Genomic DNA, 24,174 nt, shown 5'->3' with positions numbered 1-24,174 from the left:
AATTCATAACGAAGCAATGACTCATCAATTGGGAGTTTATGATTATCTATTTCAAGAAAATCACGAGACCAGTAAGGAACGTTGTTTCCGACTATTATTTTGTAGTTAGATATATCCCATTTTACTCTCCAATACATTTCAAACCCTTTGCCAGGCGACGAACATGGTTTTTTAGCAGCATACGACGCTTCCCTTTTCAAAGCCCCGCCGCCGCCCGATGAGATCGCTCTATCGGCCGCTGGTGATAGCGAACCGCTGAAATCTCGACAAGTTCGAGTATCATTCTCCCAACCCTATCCCAAAACCAGAGAGTTGGTCTCGTGCACTCCAGCCCCCGGATCGGCGCATGCGGACGGGCAGCCGTGCCGGCTAGGTATGTGAAGGTGTCGGTTAACCTGGTGCGACTGACCAGATTGCAGCTGGCCGAGTAGACAAAGCACTCGTTCGGCGCATTCCGTTTTCCCTCGGGGAACCAGGCGACATCATCCGGAATCAGGCACGCACTACCGGTTTCCGACATCGCGCGTCGCCCGTGAACGGCCCAGCGGCAATTGCGCGAAATTTATTATCCGGCTAAAATAATTGCCGACCATCATGACCATCAAACACGCCATTTCCACCGACCCCCTTCATCCCTTCGCGACAGCGGAGTGCGCGCGTTGAGCGGTTCGGTCGTGCTTTTGCATCTCGCCGGAGCCGTGGCGCTGCTCCTCTTCGCCACGCGGCAGGTGAGGACCGGCGTCGAACGCGCCTATGGCGACGTGCTGAGGCGCAAGCTCCGCTCGATCCTGAAGAACCCGCTGCTGGCGGTCGGCGCCGGCGCACTGCTCGCCATTTGCCTGCAGAGCGCCACCGCCGTTGCGCTGATCGTCGGCTCCTTCGCCGGTTCGGGCATCGTCGGCGGCACGGCCGGGCTGCTTGCGGTGCTCGGAGCCGATGTCGGCTCGGCGCTTGTCGTGAAGCTGCTCAGCTTCGACCTCGAAGTGCTCACCCCGATCTGCCTCGTCGCAGGCACCGTGCTCTTCATGGTGACGTCTCGCCGCGACCTGCTGCAGCTCGGCCGCATCCTGATCGGCATCGGCCTGCTCATCCTGTCGCTCAGGCTGATCGGGGAAGCCTCCGAGCCGTTGCGCGAAAGCCGCATCCTGCCGGTCGTCGTCAACTACCTGTCGGGCGACCCGGTCACCGCCTTCCTCCTCGCCGCGATCATGACCTGGCTGTTTCATTCCAGCGTCGCGGCGATCCTGCTCGTCGTGGCGCTGGCCGCGCGCGGCCTCGTGCCGGTCGAGCTCGGCGTGGTGCTGGTGCTCGGCGCCAATCTCGGCGGCGGCATCATCGCGGTTGTGCTGTCGCGCGCCGCTCCCCGTAAGGCGCGCGCCGTGCCGCTCGGCAACCTCATCATGCGCGGCGCCGGCGCAATGATCGCGCTGACGGCGCTCATCCTTTTCGCGCCGCCGCTCGGCCATCTCGGCGCAAACGTTCCCGCCCAGCTCGTCAACGCGCATATCGGCTTCAATATCGCGCTCGCCGTTATCGGCCTGCCGCTTGCCGGGCTGGTCTACCGGCTGGCGGAGCGCCTGACCGACATGAACGCGCCCGACAAGCCGGAAGACCTTGCGGCGACCGAAATCTCGGCACTCTCGGAGGCCGCGCTCGACACGCCCTCCCAGGCGCTCGCCAATGCGACGCGCGAGGTGGTGCGGGTCTGCGAGACGGTCGAGATCATGCTCAGCCGCGTCATGGAACTCTACGAGGCGGCCGACGACGGGAACATCAAGGCGCTCGCCGCCCTCGACGACCGCGTCGACCGCAAGCACGCGGCGATAAAGCTCTACCTCGCCAAGGTCACCAGCCGCCCGCTGACCGAGGACGAGGCGCGGCGCTGCCAGGAACTGATCGGCGCCTGCGTCAAGCTGGAGCAGGTCGGCGACATCATCGTGCGCAACATGCTGGCGCATGTCCGCAAGAAGATGGAGCGCGGGCTCGAATTCACGCCGGAAGGCTGGCGCGAACTGGCCAGCTTTCACGCGGCGGTGCTTGCCAATGCGCGCCTCGCCTTCAACGTGCTGGTGTCGCGCGACGCGGCCACGGCGCGCCAGCTCGTCGAGGAAAAGGACCAGTTGCGCGATGTCGAGAAAGCGATCAGCACCAGCCATTTCGCGCGGCTGCGCGAAGGGACGGTGAAGAGCCTGGAAACCAGCACCATCCATCTCGACACGATCCGCGACCTCAAGCAGATCAACTCGCTGCTGGCCGCAATGGCCTATCCGGTGCTCGAGGAGCATGGCCTGCTCAGGGGGTCGAGGCTCACGGCAGGCTGATCTGCCGTCTGAAGAAAAACTAAAGCCTGGCCGACAAATTCCGGGTTGCCGGTCGGACCCGTTCGTGGTTTCTCGCGCTTCCGCCCTGCCCCGGATACGCCATGCCTCTCCCGCTCCTTGCCCTGTTCTTTGCAGCCTTCGCCTTCGGCACGACGGAATTCGTAATCGCCGGCGTGCTGCCGCAGGTGGCGGACGGGCTCGGGGTCAGCGTGCCTAGCGCCGGCTACCTCGTATCCGGCTACGCCATGGGCATCGCCATCGGCGGCCCGATGCTGACCATTGCGACGGCGAAACTCTCCCGCAAGACGCTGCTCATCGGCCTCACCGTCGCCTTCACATTGGGACAGGCGGCCTGCGCGCTCGCTCCCGACTTCGTCTCGATGCTCCTGCTGCGCGTCGCCACCGCGGTCGCGCACGGCGCCTATTTCGGCGTCGCCATGGTCGTCGCGGTCGGGCTGGTGCGCGAGGATCAGCGTGGCATGGCGGTGGCGCTCATCCTCGCCGGCCTGACCGTGTCCGGCATCGTCGGCGTGCCGGTCGGCACCGCGATCGGCAACGCCCTAGGCTGGCGCGCCACCTTCTGGGCCATGTTCATCCTGGGCATCGTCGCCATCGCCGCGATGGCAATGCTGCTGCCGCGCGGAACCGGCGCCGGCGCCGTGCCCGCGGGGCTCAGGAACGAGGTCCGCGTGCTCGGCCGCCAGCAGGTCTGGACGTGCCTGATCATCATGTTGATGCTGATGCTGTGCCAGTTCGTGCCCTACACCTATATCGCGCCGCTGCTGCGGGAGGTGACGGGGCTCGACGCCGGCCTCGTGCCCTGGGTGCTGCTGCTCAACGGGCTGGGTGCGACCGCCGGCGTCTTCGTCGGCGGCAAGCTCGCCGGCCGCCACCTGATGCCCTCGCTCATCGCCCTGCTGGCGCTGCAGGCGGTGGTGCTGGCCGTCGTCTACGCGGTCAGTCCCTATCCGATCCCGATGGTCGTGGCGCTAACCGTTTGGGGCGGGGTCAACTTCGCCGTGGGAACGCCGATCCAAACGCGCATCCTGACCTGGACGGCCGATGCGCCCAACCTCGCCTCGTCGCTCATCCCTTCGGGCTTCAACGTCGGCATCGCGATCGCGGCATCGCTCGGCGCCATGATGCTCAGTGCCGGCTTGCCCTACCGCAGCCTGCCGCTGGTCGGCGTCGGGTCGATGATCGTCGGCGCGATCGTCGCCGCTCTCTCCTACGCCTGGGAGAAGCGCAGTGGCGCGAGGCCGCCGCTGCCGGCCGGCGCGCTGGGACAGCGATAGATTCGTTCAGCGGCTCCCGCTCGCGGGCGGGACAAGCGATCCTGCGCCCGTTAAACGCTGCGCGATCCTTTTCAGCGGGCAGTTGACTTCCGGCCAAACCGCAAGCAGATATTATGCGTGGGGTGTTGGGATGCTTTATAGCATGGGGCTGTGGGTTCCGCGCATTTCTGTGGCTGTCGCCGCAGCTATCATACTCGTCTGGAGTGTGATGCTGCCGGTGGTGGGTCTGCTGTACCTGCTGGGCCGGTTGCCTTAGCTGCCGATCCAACGAGGGTTTTGCGGACCGCTATCTCACGCGGCGCGCCATCATGTCAGATCATCGGCAGGCTTTTGGGCCGCCCGACAGGAAATGCCTTGTCGATGCGCTCGATCTCGAGCGCGCTCAGCCGCAAGTCTCCCGCTCCCGCATTGTCGGCGGCATGTCCGGCGCTCGACGCTTTCGGGATGGCGAACACAGAGGCCCGCCGCGTCAGGAAGGCAAGCGCCACCTGCCTTGGCGTCGCGCCATGCGCCTCGGCGATCTCCGCAAGGACCGCGTCGCCCCGGGATGACGGATTTGGGAAGCGTCCCTGCCCGTAAGGGCTATAGGCCACCACCGCCACGCCATGCGCCTCGCACCATGGGATCACGGCATGCTCGATGGCGCGCTCCTGCAGGTGATAGAGCACCTGGTTGCAGGCGATCCTGCCCTCGCCGACGATGGCCAGCGCCTCGTCGAGATCGTCGACGTCGAAATTGCTGACGCCCCAGGACAGGATCTTGCCCGCCTGGCGCAGTTCCTCGAAGGCGGCGAACGTGTCCTCCAGCGGGTAGCTCCCGCGCCAGTGCAGCAGGTAGGAGTCGAGCCGGTCGGTCCTCAGCCGCGCCAGCGAGCGCTCGCAGGCCTTGATCGTGCCGGCGCGCGAAGCGTTGCTGGGCAGCACCTTCGAGACCAGGAACACCCGGTCGCGCCGGCCTTCGATGGCCTTCGCCACCAGCGGCTCCGCCTCGCCGTACATTTCGGCCGTGTCGATATGCGTCATGCCGAGGTCGAGCCCGCGTCGCAGGGCGGCGATAGCGTCGGCGTCGTCGCGGCCGTCCATCTGCCAGGTCCCCTGCCCGATGACCGAAACCTCGTCGCCGGCACTGCCGAAAGGACGTGTGTGCATGGGAAGCTCTCCTTACCCCAGCAGTTGCTTGACCCAACCGCTCGCCTTGCCGAAATCCATGCGCCCGGCATATTTCGCCTTGAGCTCGGCCATCACCTTGCCCATGTCGCGCGGGCCGGTCGCGCCGGTTTCGCGGATCGCCTCGCCGATGGCTGCCTTCGCCTCGCCCTCCTCCATCTGGCTCGGCAGGAAATCGGCGATGATCGCGATCTCGGCATTCTCCTGGGCGGCGAGTTCAGGGCGCTTGCCGTCCTCGAACGCCTTCGCGGATTCCTGGCGCTGCTTGACCATCTTGGTGAGAATCTGCAGCACTTCTTCGTCGCCGGCCGGACCCTTGCCCGTGCCGCGATTGGCGATGTCGCGGTCCTGGATCGCCGCGTTCACCATTCGAAGCGTCGTGGCGCGCTGCTTGTCGCCCGCCTTTAGGGCGGTCTTCAACGCGTCGGATATCCTGGCTCGCATTCCTGTCTCCATTCGTCATCGCGCGGCGTCGCCGGGCGAATTGCTACAAATCCGTTAGCCCATCGCCGCAAGCGTTTCGGGCAGCACCTGACCGCCATCGATAACAAGCGTCTGGCCGGTCACATAGCCTGCTTCCTCCGAGGAAAAGAACAGCACGGCGTTGGCGATATCGCTGACTGTGCCGAGACGCTTCATCGGGATCGATGCTTCCATCGCCGTAACATAATCCTTCCCAAGCCCTTCCAGGCCTTCTGTCCAGATGTTGCCGGGCATCACGGCGTTTACCGTGATGTTCCACGGCGCCAGTTCAATTGCCGCCGAGCGCATGAAGCCGAGCTGGCCGGCTTTCGACGCGCCATAGTGGGACCAGCCGGCAAAGCCGGTGATCGGGCCGGTGATCGAGGAGGTGATCACGATCCGGCCGGCCCGTTTGCCTTTCATCGCCGGCAACACCGCCGACACGCAATTGAACGTGCCCGTCAGGTTGGTCCGGATGACGTGCTCGAAATCCTGGGCGGTCATTTCGCCGAGTTTCGCGGACGGAAAAATCCCGGCGTTCGCGCACAATATGTCGATGCCGCCGTAGCGGTTCACGGCTGCCTCGGCCATGGCGGCGCAGTCGTCCGGGCTGGTGACGTCGGCGGCGAAAGCCTGGGCGCGGGGACCGATCTCCGCCGCGACACTTTCAGCGTCGGCGATCGTCCGGCTGACCACCAGGACATTCAGACCCGCCTCTCCCAACCGAGTGGCGATGCCGCGCCCGATGCCCTTGCTGGCGCCGGTGACGATCGCGGTCTTTCCCTCCAGGGACTTGAACATTGCTCGCGCGCCTTTAATTGGCCTAACTACCGAAGCCGCCCTGTTGTCGCCTGCGCCGATGCTGCACGGCGGGGCGCACTCTCGACCGCCTCACGCGCAAATGCAACGAATGGGGGGCAACCGCAAATTTCGCTTGTTCCAGCGGTCGGGGCAGCATCTCAGTTTGGATTCAGCTTACGAACCTTTCAGACATCCGCGTCTGACAGCGCGAGCAAGACACGCTCCGTTTCTACCGTGGCGTCGAACCACTCGGTTACAATGCGAAAGCGGCTCGGACTGGATCGGTAAAGTTCGATGCTGCCGAAATCCAAGGTGCCATCCAAATCTTGCGTGATATTCGGCTTTCCGGCGCGCCACTCGAGAATCGACGGCCGTTCAAGCACGATGTTGCCCTCACGGTAGCAGTGCGCCTCCCCGGGCCTGGGTGGCGCATAATCCGCGTGGTCGATAGTGAGAGCGAACAGGAACTTCAATTGAAGGTTATCGCCATCGGCGACCACACCGAGGAAGTAACTGTCTTCGAGATAGGTGCCAGCGAACTCCGGCAGATGCTCATCGCGCATACGGAAAGCTTAGCGGGTAGGGATGCGAGCACAAGTCCTGATATCCACTCGCCGCCATTGACGCTAGGCCGGCCTTCCCCTATTGACCGGGCCTTGCACGAACTACATTAGACCGGCGCGCGGAGGCTCCAGGGATGCCTGCTGCGCTCTTGCCGCACGCAAAGCGCCGCACGACCGCCTCTCTGGAGAGAAGCCCGACCATGACTGCGACCACGACCGCCCCCTGGTCCACCGAAAGGCCGACCGCCCTTTTGGTGCTCGCCGACGGCACCGTGATCGAGGGTCGCGGCCTCGGTGCTCAGGGAAGCGCCGTCGCCGAGGTCTGCTTCAACACGGCGCTGACCGGCTACCAGGAGATCCTGACCGACCCGTCCTACGCCGGCCAGATCGTCACCTTCACCTTCCCGCATATCGGCAACATAGGCGCCAATGACGAGGATCAGGAAGATTTGACGCCGGCGGCCCGCCACGGCGCGGTCGGCGCGGTGTTCAAGGCCGACGTCACCGGTCCGTCCAACTACCGGTCGAAGGACGACCTGCACGACTGGCTGAAGCGGCGCGGCATCATCGCCATGTCGGGCATCGACACGCGCGCGCTCACCGCCCTCATCCGCGAGAAGGGCATGCCCAACGCCGTCATCGCGCATGCGAGCGACGGCGTGTTCGACCTCGCCGACCTCAAGGCCCGCGCCAGGGCGTGGGCAGGCCTCATCGACCTCGACCTCGCCAAGGACGTCACCTCCGGCCAGTCCTCGGTCTGGCGCGAGACGCCCTGGGTGTGGAACGAGGGTTACGGCGAGCAGACCGATCCGTCGATGCACGTCGTCGCCATCGACTACGGCGTCAAGCGCAATATCCTGCGGCTGCTTGCGGGCCTCGGCGCCAAGGTCACGGTGGTGCCGGCGCAGACCTCGGCGGCCGAGATCCTCGCCATGCAGCCGGACGGCGTCTTCCTCTCCAACGGCCCCGGCGACCCGGCGGCGACCGGCCAATACGCGGTTCCCGTGATCCAGGACCTGCTCAAGACCGAACTGCCGGTCTTCGGCATCTGCCTCGGACACCAGATGCTGGCGCTGGCGCTCGGCGGCAAGACCGAGAAAATGCACCAGGGTCACCACGGCGCCAACCATCCGGTGAAGGATCACACGACCGGCAAGGTCGAGATCGTGTCGATGAACCACGGTTTCGCGGTCGACTCGGAATCGCTGCCCGAAGGCGTCGAGGAAACCCACGTCTCCCTGTTCGACGGCTCGAACTGCGGCATCGCGCTCACCGGCCGCCCGGTCTTTTCGGTGCAGCACCATCCCGAAGCCTCGCCCGGCCCGCAGGACTCGCACTACCTGTTCAAGCGGTTCGTCAACCTGATCCGCGAACGCCGCGGCGAGCCGGCGCTGGCGGAGCGCTAGGTGATTAGCGGTCGATTTTTAGCCGGTTTCTATCCGAACCCGCCTGAACACCCAGAATTTAGGGAATATTGACCAAGCTCTGCCATAATTCTAAACAATGGATGAACACGCGGGTGGGGGCTTGCGTGGAGAGTTATTGTGAAGAGTCCCCTGAGGGTCGGCGCCACAGCCGCGCCGAAGAGCCAGTTTCCGATCAAATCCAGCCGGCCCGAATCCGGCAAGGCGCGGCGCTTTGCCCGCCTGTCGGCCGCCGCCGCCATGGTGCTCGGCGTCGGCGCTGCAAGCGCCATCTTCGTCGACTATCTCGCGGATCGCGCGCTGGCCAGGGCAGCGGATGTGCCTGCCGTCGTGGTGGCCGAGGCGGTCGAGGCCCCGGCCGGGACCAAGGTGGCGGCCCTTGCCTCCGAGCCGGCCCCCGTGCCGGCCATTGCGGCCAGCCAGCCCGTCGAGCCGCCCAAGGTCGAGATCGCGGCCGCACCGCCCGATCCAGTCGCGGTCGCGAAGGTCGCGGTCGGCCCCGAGCATGCGATCGAGCTGCCGACCGACGATCCGACCGCAAGCCCGATCGTGCTGACGGACGAGGTGTCGGCATCGGAGGACGCGCTCCCCCCCGACGAGAGCGTCTTGAACGAGGAGCGGCTAGCGGCCTACGCCGAGGACGACGCCGACGGGACGCAGACCGCGGCAATCGCTCCCGACGCCGCCGAGCCCGACGAGCCGCTGGTGAAAAAGCCCAAGCGCCAGAAGGCCGAGGCAGTTAAGCCGCAGTCCATCGACAAAAAGATCGAGGTTGCGTCGCTGCCCGGCGTCAATGTCGGCGGGCTGGCCGGCCATACGTCCGACGAGGACAATGTCGGCAGCACGGTCAAGACCGTGACCAAGAAGGCAACGACAGCCGCGAAAAACCTGGGCGGCGTCGCCCCGGGAACCGCGCGGGTGTCCGCCGCTGTCAACATGCGCTCCAGCCCGAAGAAGGGATCCGGCGTGCTGCTGGTGGTGCCAGCGGGCTCAGCCGTGAACGTGCTGTCCTGCGACGGCTGGTGCCAGATCGTTTACAACGGCAAGAAAGGCTGGGTTTACAAGAACTACCTGACGGGTTCGAAGGTTAAGCCGCAGAAGCAGCAGGCGGCCAGGTCAGCGGCTCCCGCTGCTGATCCCACGGCGAGCAAGGCCCCGTCCTCGCGGCTCTGACGCTGCCGGGCAGATGCCCCGGCAGCCCGCCGGATTTGCTCAGATCGGGTTGTTGAACGTGTCGCAGGACGACAGCTTGCCCGACTGCAGCCCCGCGGCGAACCATTTCTGGCGCTGCTGCGAGGTGCCGTGGTTGAAGCTTTCGGGCACGACATAGCCCTGCGTGCGCTTCTGCAGCGTGTCGTCGCCGATCTGCTGCGCCGCGTTCAGCGCCTCCTCGACGTCGCCTTCCTCCAGCAGTCCCTTCTGTGCCGTGAAGTGGCCCCACACGCCGGCGAAGCAGTCGGCCTGCAGTTCGACCCGCATCGACATCGCGTTCGTCTCGGCCTCGCTCATCGACTGCCGCATCTTGTTGAACTTCGGCAGGATGCCGGTGAGGTTCTGGATGTGATGGCCGACCTCGTGCGCGATCACATAGGCCTGCGCGAAATCGCCGGACGCGCCGAACTGGCGGTCGAGCTGGTCGAAGAAGGTGGTGTCGAGATAGACCCTCTTGTCGCCGGGGCAATAGAACGGGCCGGACGCGGACGATGCGTAGCCGCATGCCGATTTCACCTGTCCCGCGAACAGAACGAGTTGCGGCTCCTCGTATTTCAGGCCCTCCGCCTGGAAGATGCCGTTCCAGACATCCTCGGTCTCGGCAAGCACCACCCCCACGAACTGTGTCATCTCGTCGGAGGCTTTCGGCTGGCTTCCGCTCACCTGCCCGCCGCCGCCCGGGACGCCCGACGGACCGCCGTCGCCCGTCAGGATCTGCAGTGGGTCGATGCCGCAGGCCTTGAGCACGAAGAACAGCACGACGAGTATGATGATGCCGGACAGGCCGCCGCCGCCGGCGCGTCCACCCATGGGGATGCGGATCGGATTGCGCCCGAGTCCGCCGCCCGGCATGCCGCCGCCGACGCCGCCCTGGCCGCGGCTGTCCTGAATGTTGTCGCTCTGGCGACGGCCTCTCCAACGCATGGCGCTATTTCCCTCGAATGCTTGGTCGCAGGCCGTCTGGACCCCGGACCGGTTGCACGAAACCTAGCCGAACAGGCCTGCCAAGTCACAGGGTTTTTCGGTACTCTCACTCACCGGCACTCATTCGTTACCTGCACACAACAGACAATGAGCATATAGTGGCTGGACCGGATCAAGGAGCCGCCTATGAACCGCCTTCTCCAACCGACCGTCATCGTGGCGCTTGTCAGCCTGTGCGCTCCAGCGCTCGCCCAAACCCTGCAGGGAACGCTCTACAAGGATCAAAACTGCCCGTGCTGCGAAGGCCACGCGAAATATCTCATGAGGCGAGGAATCGACGTGGACATCAAGCCCGTCGAGGATATCGCCAAGATCAGCAAAGGCGCTGGCATTCCGGGCGACTATCAAGGCTGCCATACCCTCATGCTGGAGGGATACGCGATTGAGGGGCATGTCACGGTCGAAATCATTCAGAAGCTCTTGAAAGACCGGCCTGCCGATGTAGTGGGGATTTCGCTCCCCGGCATGCCGACTGGCGTTCCCGGCATGGGCGGGCCGTATGAAGGCCCGTACGACGTGTACGCGATCAAGAAAGATGGAACCGCAAGCGTCTTTGCCGCTCAGTAAATTCAGCTGAGACGCTGCCCGGGCGTTATCTAGCGCTGCTTGGCGCCGGCGCCCTTGCCGTCGGAGCTGCGCGAACGTTCGTCGAAGCGCTCGGCGCCCTTCTTGAGTTCGCTGCCCTTTCGCGTCTCGACCTTGCGCTCTTCCTTGGCGGTCGCCTTGCGCAGCCCACGTGCGGCCTCCCTGCCTTTGGCGGTCGGTGCCTGTTCGATCCCCATGATCTGCCTCCAGAATGATAGCGGCGCGCTTGCCGTCCGCCTCAACGGTCGGAGAAGGGTCTAGTTCCGCCGGCGCCGGCATCCGGAAATTTCGCCTGCCCTGTCGAATTCCAGTTGCTTCGTTCGTCGTTGCAGTGAGCCCGGTCAAAACCAGAGACCGACCGCGAAAGGAGACCAGACCATGAGAAAGATCACCACTGCCACCTTCGTCAGCCTCGACGGCGTCATGCAGGCGCCGGGCGGTCCGGACGAAGATCCGACCGGCGGCTTCAAGTTCGGCGGCTGGACGTTTCCCTTTTTCGACGAGACGCTCGGCGCGTCGTTGGACGAGGTCTTCAGCAAGCCTTTCGACCTGCTGCTGGGGCGCAAGACCTACGACATCTTCGCCGCCTACTGGCCTCAATACAGTGGCCCGGACGCGCCTATCGCCGAGGCCTTCAACAAGGCCACCAAATATGTGGCGAGCCGGTCGACCAGAAAGTTCGGCTGGAAAAACAGCCAGTGGCTGGGCGACGATGCCGTCACCTCACTGAAGAAGATCAAGACCGGCGACGGCCCGGACCTGCTGGTCCAGGGATCGAGCGACCTCATCCAGACGCTGCTGAAGCACGGCCTGGTCGACGAATTCACAGTGCTGACCTTCCCGCTCCTGCTCGGCAAGGGCAAGCGCCTCTTCGGCGATGGAATTGCCCCGTCCAGCCTGAACCTGGTGAAGTCGCAATCTTATCCCACCGGGGCCATCGTCTCGACCTATATGCCGGACGGTCCGGTTAAGACCGGTTCCTTCGCGCAGGACGAGCCAACGCCGGCCGAGTTGGAGCGCCGGAAGAACCTCACCTAGGCTCGTCGGTCATCGTTGAGCTTGGTGCTCATTCTGCCGGATACCGGATTTCCCGCCTGCTTGCCTGCCGCGTGCTCGCCGCCAGCACGCCGAGTGCCGCCAGCGAGAACACCGCCGCGATCAGCCCGAGCTCGGCCGGCGGCGCCAGCTCGAGCGCCTGGCCGCCGACGAAGCTGCCGAGCGCGATGCCGAAATACATGGCCGAGACGTTGAGCGGCATGGTCAGGCTCGCAAGCTCGGGCGCTGCGGCGACCAGCCGGCTCGCCTGCGCCGGCGGGAACATCCAGCCGACGATGCCCCAGGGCAGCATCAGCGCGATCAGCAGCGGTCCGGCCAGATTGGCTGGCGCGAATTCCAGTATCAGGGTGAGCAGCACGCAGATAACCATGGAGCCTGTGAGCGACAGCGTCACCACGCGCGTCGCGCCCAGCCGGTCGGCGAGCTGCCCGCTCGAATAGTTGCCGATCACGGCGCCGAGTCCGAACACCAGTAGCATGGCCGGCACCAACGCCACCGGCATCCCGGCCCCTTCGGTCGCAAGCGGACCGAAATAGCAGATCACCGCGAAGCCGCCGGTCAGATAGAGGAACGTCACGATGAGCGACGGCAGCACGCCCGGCCTGCCGATCACCATCACGCGCTCCTTGAGCGACAGTTTTACCCCGGCGATGCCGTGCGGCAGGCGCAGCCACAGCACGGCGAGGCACGCGAAGGCGAGCGCGGCGACGAAGAGGTAGGTCGCGCGCCAGCCGGCCATGTTGCCGATCAGCGCGCCGAGTGGCGCGCCGATCGCCACGGCGAGCGTCGTGCCGCCGAGCACGGCCGAGACGGCGCGGGCGCGGTGGTCGGGCGAGGACAATGCGATCGCCGTCGCCTGCGCGGTGGAGGCAAAGAGCCCCGCCGCCGTGCCCATGACGATCTGCGCGCCGAGCAGCCCGAGATAGGAGCCGCTCGCCGCGGCAAGCGCGTTGCCCGATATGAAGCAGAGCAGCGCCATGGCGATGACGCGGCGGCGGTCGACCCTGCCGAACAGGGTCGAGAGAACAGGCGTGCCGATCGCATATGACAGCGAGAACACCGTCATCAGGCGCCCCGCTTCGGCGATCGAGATTTTGGCCGAGGCCGAGATCAGCGGCAGCAGTCCCGCGAAGACGAACGCCACCGTGCTGGTGGCGAATGCGCCGACGGCCAACCATATCAGACGTCTGTCCACGCAACTCTCCTTAGTTCAAATATCATTGAACAATTGAACCTCGACCGCGACTGTGTCAAGGTCGCAACGTTTCGCTCCTGACGGCTTGCTGCCAGGCAGGGCTATACGAGGTGACCGGAATGGGCCTGCCCCACCCCTCCGTCGAACAGCTCGATCTCGCCACGATCCTCGGCGTGCTCGGCGACCCGACCAGGCTCGGCATCATCGCCTATCTCGCCCGCGACGAGGGCACGCCGCTTGCCTGTGGAGGCTTCCTCGACCTCGGCTCCAAGACCAATCTCAGCTACCACCTCGCGAAGCTGCGGGAAGCCGGCGTCACGCGCACCGAGGTGGCCGGGACCAGCCGGCTGATCTCGCTGCGGCGCGATGATCTCGACCGCCGCTTTCCGGGCCTGCTCGATTCGATCCTGGCGTCGGCGAGGCATTTGCCGGCGCACGCCGGGCTGGAGGCCCGGTAGGCTCATGCCGCGTAGCGCGCCGCCGGCTTGCCGGCGACGAGCTTGCCGTAGAATGCGCCGCGCGCCTGCCGGTACTTCTCCACTTCGGCAAGATCGGCAAGACCGGGCGCGGTGAACGCCTCGCCCTGCGCAAGGCCTGCAAGCGCTGCGTCGACCAGATCCTCGGCCGTCATGATGTACTCCGGCGGCAACGCGGAAATATCGCCGCCCGCGATGTCCCAGAATTCCGTCCTGATCGGGCCGGGCAGCACGACCTGGGCCTTGACGCCGGTGCCCTCCAGCTCGCGCTGCAGGCCCTCGGTGAAGTTCACGACATAGGCCTTCGTTCCGCTGTAGATGCCGCCGAAGCCGGTATCGAAGGCCAGGATCGAGGCGATGTTGACGACCGCGCCCTCGCCCTTCCCGATCAATCCGGGCAGCACGGCGCGCGTCAGGCGCGACAGCGCGACGACATTGACCTTGATCTGCTTGGCGATGTCCTCGGCGTCGGCCTCCGCCACGACCTTCTGGCCGCCTATGCCGGCATTGTTGACCAGCAGCGTTATGTTGCCGTCGCCGGCGATCCTCTCTTCCAGCCGGCGAAGGTCGCCGTCATCGGCAAGGTCGGCGGCAAAGGCCGACACCGACCGGCCGTGCTTGCGCCTGATGGCTTCGGCAAGCGCCTCCAGCCTGTCCGCGCGCCGCGCCACCAGCACGAGGTCATAGCCCTGCCCCGCCAGGCGCTCGGCATAGACCGCGCCAAGCCCCGACGACGCGCCGGTCACCACCGCCGTGCCTCTGTCTTCAATCCTGCTCATGGTCTCGTCCTTTTTCGGTTCGGCGGGCGGCCCGTTCGCCGCCCGGATTATTACTGGCATATGCCACTATCAATTTATAGGTATATGCCACCTTCTTGTCAACGGCGTTGCGAACGGTTATTTCTCTTGCACCCAAGCGCCTCGTCGGGCGGCGGCGTCGCTGCTGCTGGAGCCAGCCATGTCCAAGGACGCATTCTCAGCCACGTCGGCCTGCAACAACGCGACGCTCAGGCGCGCCGCGCGCAAGCTCGGCCAGTTCTACGACGATGCGGTGGCGCCGGCGGGTCTGAAGGCCACGCAGCAGGGCCTGCTCTACCAGATCCACGCCGGCGGCGAGCCGGCGATGGGCGAGATCGCCGCCGCCCTCATCATGGACCTGTCGGCGCTCGGCCATACGCTGAAGCCGCTCATCCGCGACGGTTATGTCGAGACCTTCAACGACAGGCAGGACCGCCGCATCCGCCGTATCAGGCTGACGAAGGCCGGCGAGAAGAAGCTCGCCGAGGTGATGCAGCTCTGGCTGGTCGCCCAGCGGCGGCTCGAGGATCTGATCGGCGCCGAGAAGGCCAAGCGGCTGCGCACCGCGCTCGACGAGATAGCCCGGCTCGACCTCGGCGGCGCCCCGGCCCCGTGACGGCAATTGGGTCGCGCGTCTGCCTCCCGATTCATCCCGCCAGCCTGCAACCCCGGAAAAAACATTCCCGTGGGGGTTGCCATTATCCGGTCATGAATGTGTAGTTTCTCGCCGGCTGGGCTTGGGAGAACTGATCATGACATTGAAATACGCATCGTTTGCCGCGGCGTTCGTTTGCGCCTCGGGCATCGCACTATCGGCCGCGTCGGCGCAGAGCCGGGCCGGCAGCGAGGGCAATGGAGAGATGCCGCGCTCGCTCGAGGAAATGCCGGATCTTTCCAAACGCAAACTCGTCGACATGACGCCGAAGCTCGACGACGCAGAGCAGCGCTCGGTGAGGGAGCCGACCGAAGAGGAACTGCAGAAGGGGTTCACCACCGTCGTCCGTTCCCGCAACGGCAGCGAGAAATCCGTCGAGCCCAACGAGGCGCTGCGCACGACCATCATCCGCCAGCTCAAGGGCGACAAGGAAACCAGGGCGGCGCCCATGACCGGGGCCGATCCGCTCTTCGACGAGGCCTCGCGCACCGTCATCGGCGAAGACAACCGCGTCCGCATCACCGACACCACCAAATATCCGTTCCGGACCTTCGGCCAGTTGCACGCAAACAAGGGCAACGGCAATTGGGGTCTCTGCTCGGCGACGCTGATCTCCAGCCGCACGCTGATCACGGCGGCGCATTGCGTCTACGACCACGAGGCGGGCGGATGGCTCGAGGACTATGAGTTCTACCCCGCCCTGAACGGCCAGGGCCGCGCACCATACGGCAGGTACAACTGGCGCGACGTCTTTATTCCCTCCGGCTTCATTTCGAACTGGCAGGGCTATTACGGCTCGGTCGTTCCCTGGGACATCGCCGTCGTCGTGCTCGACCAGCCGGCCGGCTCGAATCTCGGCTGGATGGGCTATTCGGTCTACGACCCGGCCTATGAATTCGACGCCAACATCGTCGGCTATCCCGGCGACAAGCCGGACGGCACCATGTGGCGCGCCTCCTGCAAGGTCGACCCGTCGCTCGCCAACGAAACCAACATGCAATATGACTGCGACACTTGGCCGGGGTCGAGCGGAAGCTCCGTCTACGACTACAATCCCGACACCAAGGAACGCACCATCAACGGCGTCAACATCGCCAGCAGGCCCGACACCAACATCGGAATCCGCCTGACCTGGACCTATTTCGAATGGGTCCAGCAGCACGCCGAATAGCGACGCCCTAAGCCGGGCGCGGGCTGCCGCGCCTGGCCTTCCCTAATCAGCCGCGCAGGCGCGGCGATGCCTGCCCCTGTCATTTGCCGCATTCCGTGCGACAATCGGCCAGGATTTCGGGATCGGCTTGGATGCACGCTTTGAGCGGTGCCTGGACATGCGGGTCGCCTGACGGAGGACGCTTCGTTCGCCTCGCCGTCACGGCGCTCGTTTTTTCCGTCCCCCTCCTGCTGCCTTTGATCTTCGGCGCCTTGGCACAAGAGCAGCGCGCGCTGCGCGGCGTGGCGCTGGTGATCGGCCAGTCCGATTACCAACATCTGACGCCGCTGCCCAATCCGAAGAACGACGCAGACGCCATCGAGAAGCTGCTTGCCGACCTCGGCTTTGATTCCGTGCGCCGCGTCGACCGCGACGCCGAGACGCTTGCCCGCGACCTCGAGCGTTTCGCCGAGGACGCGGAGAATGCCGACGTCGCGGTGCTTTATTATTCGGGCCATGGCATCGAGGCTGGCGGCGAGAACTATCTTGTCCCCGTCGATGCCGATCTTTCCGCGCTCGATGCAGCCGCCAAGAAGCTCGTTCCGGTCTCGGCCTTGATCACGAAGCTCAAGGCGACCGTGCCAGTCATGATCGTCATGCTCGACGCCTGCCGCGACAGCCCGTTTCCGGCAGGGTCTATGGTGCGCGCCCAACCCGACACGGAACCGGCGCCGATAGCCACCGCCGGCCTCGGCGAGACGCGCGGCGCGGCCGGCTTGAAACCGGCCGAGCCACAATCTGCGCCTGCTGACGAAAATCTCGGCACCGTCATCGCCTTCGCGGCCGAACCAGGCAAGGCAGCGCTCGATGGCGATGCGGGCTCGAACAGCCCGTACGCCGCCGCCGTGCTTCGCCACTTCGACGCCATGGCTGGCGAGGAGTTCGGCGTGGTCATGCGCATGGTGGCGGAGGAAGTCTATCTGAAGACTGCGGGCAAGCAGCGACCGTGGGTCAACGAGAGCTTGAGGCGGCTGCTTTATTTCGGGGAAAAGCCGAAGGGCGTTGAAGGTGAAGAGGGCGAAATTCTCAAGGAGCGGCGGCAGCTTCTGGTGACGATTGCGGCGCTGCCTGACCCAGAGCGTCGTCGCGTGGAAGCCGTCGCCACCGACGGCGGCGTACCGATGGACGCGCTCTACGCGATACTTCGGGCGTTGGGTGCGAAAGCCCCCACCGATCCGTCCGAACTTGATAAGGTTCTCCGCGCCGAAGCCGAACGTCTGGCCGTCATCCTCGCTGAACGCAGAGCTATCAGCAGTCCCGATCCCGAAATCATGCGCCTGTCCGCCTTGGCCGACCACGCCGAGCAGGAGGGCGCATTGTCAACCGCCGACGCACTGCGCCAGCGCGCCAAGGCCCGGTTCCGTGCGCTCCGGCCAACTTTGGAACAACAGGAAAAAACTCTGCGCCAGCGTTTTATCGAAGGCGCGGCCGTCTTCGCCAGAAGTGCCGGCACGAAGGCGCTCGCTTCAGACTATTTGGCGGCGGCGCAGGACTATGCTGAAGCCTTTGCTCTGGTAGACGGCCGAGACGCATCGCTTGCCTGGCAATACAGGAATGCCGAGGTCCAAGCCTTAACGTTACATGGCGGCTGGGGCAAAGATGACTCATCGCTTGAGCGCGCGGTCATAGCTGGCAAACAGGCATTGCTCATCGCCGAGACTCTTGGCGACCGCGAAAAATGGGCCACGACGCAGTTTGCTCTCGGTGCCGTTTTCCAACAGCTAGCACGCAGCGAAAAAGGGACCGCGCGGCTTGAGGACGCCATAGCTGCGTATCGTGCCGCACTCCAGGTGCGCACTCGCGCCCGTTCGCCGCGCGAATGGGCGAAAACGCAGGCCGAGTTGGGAGGGACGTTTTGGGCGCTCGGCGAACGGAAGAATGACGTTGAGGACTTGAAAGAGGCGGTGGTCGCCTTTCGTGCGGCGATCCAAGGTTCTTCTCGCGAAAATAATCGACCAGAGTGGGATTCGAACCAGAACTTTCTCGGCTTGGTCTTGTGGAAACTCGGCTCACGGGAGAACGACCAGGAACTGCTGGCGGAGGCAGTGAACGCCTTTCGTGCTATCCTGGAGGGACAAACACCCGAAGACACCGTGATGCGGTGGGCATTGACGCAAGTGTATCTCGGTGGGGCGCTACTGGAACTCGGAGTGCTCGAAGGTAGCCCGGCCAGGATAAAGGAATCTGCGGCCGCATTTCGTACGGCGATGCACGACCCCGCGCTTGAAGTGTTGACCAATAAGAGAGCTGAGGCGCAGTACAGTCTCGGCACGGCGCTTCTGAACCTTGGGTCGCTCGAGGGGGCATTGGCACCGTTGCAAGAAGCAGAGGTAGCCTTTCGTGCTGCCCTTCGCGATTACGACCGAAAGCGAGAGCCAGTCGATTGGGCCAATGCGCAGCGTAGGCTCGGTCTCGCGCTGCGTATGCAGGGAAAACACGAAGAGAGCATCGCACCGCTGGAGCAAGCGGCAGCAGCATTCAGTGCGGCCCTTGAGGAATACGACCGCGAGCGCGAGCCCCTTGAATGGGCGGACACGCAACGTTCACTGGGTATCACGTATTCGGAGCTAGCCGAGCGCAGCGCGATGCATCGTGAGATTCGCGCCCACGAAAAGGCCATAGCGGCTTGGTCGAACGCTTTGCAAGTTTATACCCGAGCAGAAAATCCATCTACCTGGGCCAGCCTACAGAACATGATAGGTTATTCTCTTGTCCTTATCGGTGAACAGGAGCGTGACCTTATTCGCCTTGCGGACGCACAGACGATCCTCCGAGAGGCCCTCGATCTACAATTGCAGATTCAATCACCCTTGGTCCATTACACTGAAGACAGCCTCTGCCGCGCATTGTTGAACATCGGCCGAATGAAACATGACCGTGCCATTCTGAACGAGGCGAAAGCGCTCTGCGAAACCGCGGTGGCCGGCAGCTTGACCGCCTCAGACGGGGCGACAGCGCAGGAAGCATCGGCCAATCTCGATCGCGTCCGACAGGCTTTGGCTGCAGTGGAATGAACCGCATTTCCGGGGTTCCCTTCCCCTTCCCCCTCCCCTATAAGGCCCGCCTAGCCGCACATCAGAATCCCTCCGCGCACCGGCCGGGGCCGCGTCGCGTTCGCGCGCGAACGTGAAGCCACCCGTTCGGTGCGTCGCGCAGCCACGGACGCTCCATGCCAAGACGCACCGACATCAAGTCGATCCTGATCATCGGGGCCGGCCCCATCGTCATCGGCCAGGCCTGCGAGTTCGACTATTCGGGCACCCAGGCCTGCAAGGCGCTGAAGGAGGAGGGTTTCCGCGTCATCCTGGTGAACTCCAACCCGGCCACCATCATGACCGACCCGGAGCTTGCCGACGCCACCTATATCGAGCCGATCACGCCCGAGGTCGTCGCCAAGATTATCGCGCGCGAGCGCCCCGACGCGCTGCTGCCCACCATGGGCGGGCAGACCGCGCTCAACACGGCGCTGTCGCTGCGCCGCATGGGCGTGCTGGAGCGCTACAATGTCGAGATGATCGGCGCGGACGCTCACGCCATCGACAAGGCCGAGGACCGTTCCCTCTTCCGCGAGGCGATGGCCAGGATCGGGCTCGAGACGCCGAAGTCGATGCTCGCCAACGCCACCCTGCCCAAAGACGAGGACCGCAAGCGCCACGAGGCCGAGCGCGCTAGCCTCAAGGCCGGCAACGCCTCCGACGCCGAGTTCGACGCGCTGGAGACCCAGTGGAACCTCGGCGAGGGCGACCGCAAGCAGCGCTATATCGGCCATGCCATGGCGGTCGCCGCCCAGGCGCTCGACCATGTCGGCCTGCCCGCCATCATCCGCCCCTCCTTCACCATGGGCGGCACCGGCGGCGGCATCGCCTACAACCGCGCCGAGTTCTTCGACATCGTGCAGTCCGGCCTCGACGCCTCGCCGACCACCGAGGTGCTGATCGAGGAGAGCGTGCTCGGCTGGAAGGAGTACGAGATGGAGGTCGTCCGCGACAAGGCGGACAACTGCATCATCATCTGCTCGATCGAGAACATCGACCCGATGGGCGTGCACACCGGCGATTCGATCACCGTCGCGCCGGCGCTGACGCTGACCGACAAAGAATACCAGATGATGCGCAACGCCTCGATCGCGGTGTTGCGCGAGATCGGCGTCGAGACCGGCGGCTCCAACGTGCAGTTCGCCGTCAACCCCGCCGACGGGCGGCTGGTGGTCATCGAGATGAACCCGCGCGTGTCGCGCTCGTCGGCACTTGCCTCCAAGGCGACCGGCTTCCCGATCGCCAAGGTCGCGGCGAAACTCGCGGTCGGCTACACGCTGGACGAGCTGGAGAACGACATCACCGGCGGCGCGACGCCCGCCAGTTTCGAGCCCAGTATCGACTACGTCGTCACCAAGATCCCGCGCTTCGCCTTCGAGAAATTCCCCGGCGCGGAGCCCACGCTCACCACCGCCATGAAGTCGGTCGGCGAGGTCATGGCGATCGGCCGCACCTTCCAGGAATCGCTGCAGAAGGCCTTGCGCGGGCTGGAAACCGGCCTCACCGGCCTCGACGAGATCGAGATCCCCGGCCTGGGTCACGCGGAGGACAAGAACGCCATCCGCGCCGCGCTCGGCACGCCCACCCCGGATCGTCTGCGCATGGTCGCGCAGGCGATCCGCATGGGCACGTCGCTCGAGGAAGTGCACGACATGTGCAAGATCGACCCGTGGTTCCTCGAACAAATCGCCGGCATCATTTCGATGGAAGCCCGCATCCGCGAGCACGGCCTGCCCGCCGATGCCGAGAACCTGCGCATGCTGAAGTCGATGGGGTTCTCCGATGCGCGGCTCGCCTCGCTGTCGGGCAAGGACCCCGACTTCGTCGCCGCCCACCGCGACCGGCTGAACGTCCACCCGGTCTACAAGCGCATCGACACGTGCGCTGCCGAATTCGCCTCGCCCACCGCCTACATGTATTCGACCTACGAGACTCCGTTCGCCGGCGCGACGCGCTCGGAGGCGCAGGTCTCCGCGCGCCGAAAGGTCGTCATCCTCGGCGGCGGGCCGAACCGCATCGGCCAGGGCATCGAGTTCGACTATTGCTGCTGCCACGCCGCCTTCGCCCTGCGCGACGCCGGCTACGAGGCGATCATGGTCAACTGCAACCCCGAGACCGTGTCGACCGACTACGACACCTCGGACCGCCTCTATTTCGAGCCGCTGACGGCGGAGGACGTGCTGGAGATTCTTCGCGCCGAACAGGCCTCGGGCGAGCTTCTGGGCGTCATCGTGCAGTTCGGCGGCCAGACGCCGCTGAAGCTCGCCGACGCGCTGGAGAAGGCCGGCATCCCGATCCTCGGCACGTCGCCCGACATGATCGACCTCGCCGAGGACCGCGACCGCTTCCAGAAGCTGCTCCACCGCCTCAACCTCACCCAGCCCCGCAATGGCATCGCCTGGTCGGTCGAGCAGGCGCGCAGCGTCGCCGAGGGGCTCGGCTTCCCGCTCGTCGTGCGCCCGTCCTACGTGCTCGGCGGCCGCGCCATGCAGATCATCCACGACGAATCCATGCTGCAGTCCTACCTGCTCGACACCGTGCCCGGCCTGGTGCCGGAGGACATCAAGCAGAAATACCCCAACGACAAGACCGGCCAGATCAACACGCTCTTGGGCAAGAACCCGCTGCTCTTCGACACCTATCTTTCCGGCGCCATCGAGGTCGACGTCGATTGCCTCTGCGACGGCAAGAACACCTTCGTCTCGGGCATCATGGAACATATCGAGGAGGCCGGCATCCATTCGGGCGACTCGGCCTGCTCGCTGCCCGTCCACTCGCTCGCGCCCGCGCTGGTCGACGAGCTGGAGCGGCAGACGGCGGCCCTTGCCCGCGCGCTCAATGTCGGCGGGCTGATGAACGTGCAATACGCCATCAAGGACGGCGTCATCTTCGTGCTGGAGGTCAACCCCCGCGCGTCGCGCACCGTGCCGTTCGTCGCCAAGACGATCGGCAGCCCGATCGCCAAGATCGCGGCGCGCATCATGGCCGGCGAGAGCCTCGACGACGCGTTTTCCCACTACGGCCCGAAACCCGACCCGCGAAACCCCGGCCACATCGCGGTCAAGGAAGCCGTCTTCCCCTTCGCGCGCTTCCCCGGCGTCGACATCCTGCTCGGCCCGGAAATGAAGTCGACCGGCGAGGTCATGGGCCTCGACTATGATTTCGCGCTGGCCTTCGCCAAGAGCCAGCTCGGCGCAAACGTCGACCTGCCCCGCTCGGGCACGCTGTTCGTCTCGGTGCGCGACGAGGACAAGCCGGGCATCCTGCCGGCGGTCAAGCGTCTCGCCGGGCTCGGTTTCCGCGTGCTCGCCACCGGCGGCACGCAGCGCTTCCTCGCCGAAAACGGCGTCGAGGCCCAGAAAATCAACAAGGTGCTGGAGGGCCGCCCGCATATCGAGGACGCCATCCGCAACCGCCAGGTGCAGATCGTCTTCAACACCACGGACGGACAGAAGGCCGTCTCCGACTCCAAGTCGCTGCGCCGCGCCACGCTGATGCAGAAGGTGCCGTATTACACCACGCTCTCGGGCGCCGCCGCCGTCGCCGAAGCCATCGCTGCGCTGAAAGCCGGTTCGCTCGAAGTGCGCCCGCTGCAGGAGTATTTTGCCTGAGGGCTGGCTTTGGAATGCGGCCGCCGCCTTGCGGCGGCGGAACCGCTCGGCATGCCTTAGTCAAACCGCTTGATATGCGCCTTGCCTTTTTCCGTGACGATCTCGAACTTTCCGCCTTCTCTTTCAGCGATGCGATATAAATCTGGCGTCGGTTGCCCGGTCCTGATGAATGACACGATGTCCAGGGCGGTCTGTTCAGGCAGCTCCCATGCCACGCTATGGCCAACATCGGTGGGGCCGCCGCTGGCGGGGGCAGGTGAAACGCCATATTGCTTCCAAACCGCCTTTGTATGACCGTCGGAGGCGGCTTTCGTCAGGGCGGCGATGATCGGAACCTGGTCGCGGTCAAACTCAAAGATCGCATCCTGCACTCCCCATAGGAGAAAGGCGGGTACTTTGAGATTCTCCAATCGGGTCAAATTATTGTATTGATCGAGACCCTTTGTGGCGCCGAAGAAGGTTCCGACCCGGATTTTGGCGGTAAGCTCCGACATCTTGTCGATAAAATCCGCTGGCGCGAACCTGTCGCCGACCCAATTGTCCTTCATCCACTGCAATGCCTGCGGATCTGCATCCGCGGGAAGCGCGGACCACAATGCTTCAGGCGTGTCCATCCCCTTTTTCGCAAGCGCCGGCTTCCATGACCCAAGAAGAATGTCGTCGGTCAGCCACTTCAAAACCGGATTGCCACCCACGTTTCCGGACGTAGCGACCAGGACGATGCCGGCAACATCCTGCGGATAGTCAAGTGCGATCTGTTGCGCGACAATTGAGCCCATCGACTGGCCGACAACGAAAGCGCCCTCTATGCCCATCTTGCCAAGAAAATCGTGCAGATCTTCTGCGTAGAGTTTCGCCGTGAAACACGTCTGGGGGGCATTCGGGCAATCCTTGCCCGACGGCATGCTGCTTTCGCCATGACCGCGCAAATCGATGCTCACGAGACGGAAGGCAGGATCCAGTGCGGTAATTTTTTCTGTTACCAGCGACCACATATAGAGATTGTCGGTAAGTCCATGCACGAAAACGATAGGCTTGCCGTCCTTCGGGCCGGCGTCGGTATAGGCCATGTCTATCCCGGTATCGAGTTGGACATGGCAGCGCGCCTCTGTGGTGCAGTCTTGACTATTGGCTGAGCTGACAACAAGAAATCCGAAAAACTGGGCCAGAAAAATCGCCATAACACAGTGAATCTTGGCGAGTGACGAGAAGCAGATTTTCATCGCAGATCCCTCGAGTTGTTGGTCTGGCCATGCCACGCAACAACCATGCCACCGTTCTCCGACATCGATGGAAGGCCTGTTCTGAGGGGTTTGTATCTCTTCG

Annotated in this window: 20 protein-coding genes; 11 read left to right on the top strand and 9 right to left on the bottom strand. The window is 64.7% G+C overall.

Features of this window, described 5'->3' with window-relative positions:
* The first annotated feature begins 659 nt into the window (after positions 1-659).
* Both ABLE71_RS17235 and ABLE71_RS17230 read left to right on the top strand, forming a co-directional pair.
* Positions 660-2,321, top strand: coding sequence for a Na/Pi cotransporter family protein (locus tag ABLE71_RS17235; RefSeq protein ID WP_348784702.1), 1,662 nt, complete (start codon positions 660-662; stop codon positions 2,319-2,321).
* A gap of 101 nt (positions 2,322-2,422) precedes the next feature.
* Positions 2,423-3,616: an MFS transporter gene (locus tag ABLE71_RS17230; RefSeq protein ID WP_348784701.1), complete on the top strand. Its 1,194-nt coding sequence runs from the start codon at positions 2,423-2,425 to the stop codon at positions 3,614-3,616.
* A gap of 311 nt (positions 3,617-3,927) precedes the next feature.
* Here ABLE71_RS17230 and ABLE71_RS17225 read toward each other — a convergent pair whose 3' ends face one another.
* The 4 genes from ABLE71_RS17225 to ABLE71_RS17210 form a co-directional block, all read right to left on the bottom strand.
* Positions 3,928-4,764 carry an aldo/keto reductase gene (locus tag ABLE71_RS17225; RefSeq protein ID WP_348784700.1) on the bottom strand — a complete coding sequence of 279 codons (837 nt, stop codon included), beginning with the start codon at positions 4,762-4,764 and terminating at the stop codon, positions 3,928-3,930.
* Positions 4,765-4,776: 12 nt separating this feature from the next.
* The gene (locus tag ABLE71_RS17220) at positions 4,777-5,226 is read right to left on the bottom strand and encodes a GatB/YqeY domain-containing protein (RefSeq protein ID WP_348784699.1); all 450 of its coding nucleotides are present in this window, start codon (positions 5,224-5,226) and stop codon (positions 4,777-4,779) included.
* A gap of 54 nt (positions 5,227-5,280) precedes the next feature.
* Complete coding sequence (gene fabG / locus ABLE71_RS17215) at positions 5,281-6,045, bottom strand: 3-oxoacyl-ACP reductase FabG (protein ID WP_348784698.1); 765 nt, start codon at positions 6,043-6,045, stop codon at positions 5,281-5,283.
* A 185-nt stretch (positions 6,046-6,230) separates the two neighbouring features.
* On the bottom strand, positions 6,231-6,608 hold the full coding sequence (locus tag ABLE71_RS17210; RefSeq protein ID WP_348784697.1) for a hypothetical protein: 378 nt from the start codon (positions 6,606-6,608) through the stop codon (positions 6,231-6,233).
* A gap of 200 nt (positions 6,609-6,808) precedes the next feature.
* Here ABLE71_RS17210 and carA point away from each other — a divergent pair, with 200 nt between their 5' ends.
* Positions 6,809-8,014 carry a glutamine-hydrolyzing carbamoyl-phosphate synthase small subunit gene (carA, locus tag ABLE71_RS17205; RefSeq protein ID WP_348784696.1) on the top strand — a complete coding sequence of 402 codons (1,206 nt, stop codon included), beginning with the start codon at positions 6,809-6,811 and terminating at the stop codon, positions 8,012-8,014.
* A gap of 138 nt (positions 8,015-8,152) precedes the next feature.
* A complete protein-coding gene (locus tag ABLE71_RS17200; protein WP_348784695.1) occupies positions 8,153-9,205 on the top strand; it encodes an SH3 domain-containing protein in 1,053 nt (350 codons plus the stop codon).
* 39 nt (positions 9,206-9,244) lie between these two features.
* Here ABLE71_RS17200 and ABLE71_RS17195 read toward each other — a convergent pair whose 3' ends face one another.
* On the bottom strand, positions 9,245-10,168 hold the full coding sequence (locus tag ABLE71_RS17195; protein WP_348784694.1) for a neutral zinc metallopeptidase: 924 nt from the start codon (positions 10,166-10,168) through the stop codon (positions 9,245-9,247).
* 186 nt (positions 10,169-10,354) lie between these two features.
* On the opposite strand from ABLE71_RS17195, the gene ABLE71_RS17190 reads away from it, so the two are divergent.
* Positions 10,355-10,795 carry a DUF411 domain-containing protein gene (locus ABLE71_RS17190; RefSeq protein WP_348784693.1) on the top strand — a complete coding sequence of 147 codons (441 nt, stop codon included), beginning with the start codon at positions 10,355-10,357 and terminating at the stop codon, positions 10,793-10,795.
* A gap of 29 nt (positions 10,796-10,824) precedes the next feature.
* On the opposite strand, the gene ABLE71_RS17185 is transcribed toward ABLE71_RS17190, so the two are convergent.
* The gene (locus ABLE71_RS17185; RefSeq protein ID WP_348784692.1) at positions 10,825-11,010 is read right to left on the bottom strand and encodes a hypothetical protein; all 186 of its coding nucleotides are present in this window, start codon (positions 11,008-11,010) and stop codon (positions 10,825-10,827) included.
* Between the two features lie 181 nt (positions 11,011-11,191).
* On the opposite strand from ABLE71_RS17185, the gene ABLE71_RS17180 reads away from it, so the two are divergent.
* The gene (locus ABLE71_RS17180; RefSeq protein WP_348784691.1) at positions 11,192-11,851 is read left to right on the top strand and encodes a dihydrofolate reductase family protein; all 660 of its coding nucleotides are present in this window, start codon (positions 11,192-11,194) and stop codon (positions 11,849-11,851) included.
* 28 nt (positions 11,852-11,879) lie between these two features.
* On the opposite strand, the gene ABLE71_RS17175 is transcribed toward ABLE71_RS17180, so the two are convergent.
* A complete protein-coding gene (locus tag ABLE71_RS17175) occupies positions 11,880-13,064 on the bottom strand; it encodes an MFS transporter (protein WP_348784690.1) in 1,185 nt (394 codons plus the stop codon).
* Between the two features lie 119 nt (positions 13,065-13,183).
* Here ABLE71_RS17175 and ABLE71_RS17170 point away from each other — a divergent pair, with 119 nt between their 5' ends.
* The gene (locus ABLE71_RS17170) at positions 13,184-13,522 is read left to right on the top strand and encodes a helix-turn-helix domain-containing protein (RefSeq protein ID WP_348784689.1); all 339 of its coding nucleotides are present in this window, start codon (positions 13,184-13,186) and stop codon (positions 13,520-13,522) included.
* A 2-nt stretch (positions 13,523-13,524) separates the two neighbouring features.
* On the opposite strand, the gene ABLE71_RS17165 is transcribed toward ABLE71_RS17170, so the two are convergent.
* Positions 13,525-14,319 (bottom strand): SDR family oxidoreductase, encoded by a 795-nt coding sequence (locus tag ABLE71_RS17165; RefSeq protein WP_348784688.1) that lies wholly within the window; start codon positions 14,317-14,319, stop codon positions 13,525-13,527.
* A 178-nt stretch (positions 14,320-14,497) separates the two neighbouring features.
* On the opposite strand from ABLE71_RS17165, the gene ABLE71_RS17160 reads away from it, so the two are divergent.
* The 4 genes from ABLE71_RS17160 to carB all read left to right on the top strand — a co-directional run bounded on the left by ABLE71_RS17160 (position 14,498) and on the right by carB (position 22,848).
* The gene (locus tag ABLE71_RS17160) at positions 14,498-14,953 is read left to right on the top strand and encodes a MarR family winged helix-turn-helix transcriptional regulator (RefSeq protein ID WP_348784687.1); all 456 of its coding nucleotides are present in this window, start codon (positions 14,498-14,500) and stop codon (positions 14,951-14,953) included.
* Positions 14,954-15,089: 136 nt separating this feature from the next.
* The gene (locus tag ABLE71_RS17155) at positions 15,090-16,163 is read left to right on the top strand and encodes a serine protease (protein ID WP_348784686.1); all 1,074 of its coding nucleotides are present in this window, start codon (positions 15,090-15,092) and stop codon (positions 16,161-16,163) included.
* Positions 16,164-16,303: 140 nt separating this feature from the next.
* Entirely contained in the window at positions 16,304-19,216 is a 2,913-nt protein-coding gene (locus tag ABLE71_RS17150; RefSeq protein ID WP_348784685.1) for a caspase family protein, read from the top strand.
* A 155-nt stretch (positions 19,217-19,371) separates the two neighbouring features.
* Entirely contained in the window at positions 19,372-22,848 is a 3,477-nt protein-coding gene (gene carB, locus ABLE71_RS17145; protein WP_348784684.1) for a carbamoyl-phosphate synthase large subunit, read from the top strand.
* A gap of 56 nt (positions 22,849-22,904) precedes the next feature.
* Here the strand turns inward: carB and ABLE71_RS17140 are convergent, their stop codons facing one another.
* On the bottom strand, positions 22,905-24,071 hold the full coding sequence (locus ABLE71_RS17140; protein WP_348784683.1) for an alpha/beta hydrolase: 1,167 nt from the start codon (positions 24,069-24,071) through the stop codon (positions 22,905-22,907).
* Positions 24,072-24,174 lie beyond the last annotated feature (103 nt).

It is taken from the genome of Mesorhizobium sp. KR9-304 (assembly GCF_040049215.1).
GTDB lineage: Bacteria > Pseudomonadota > Alphaproteobacteria > Rhizobiales > Rhizobiaceae > Mesorhizobium_K.
The sequence above is the reverse complement of the archived record's forward strand: the minus strand, read 5'-3'. Positions and strand labels throughout refer to the sequence as shown.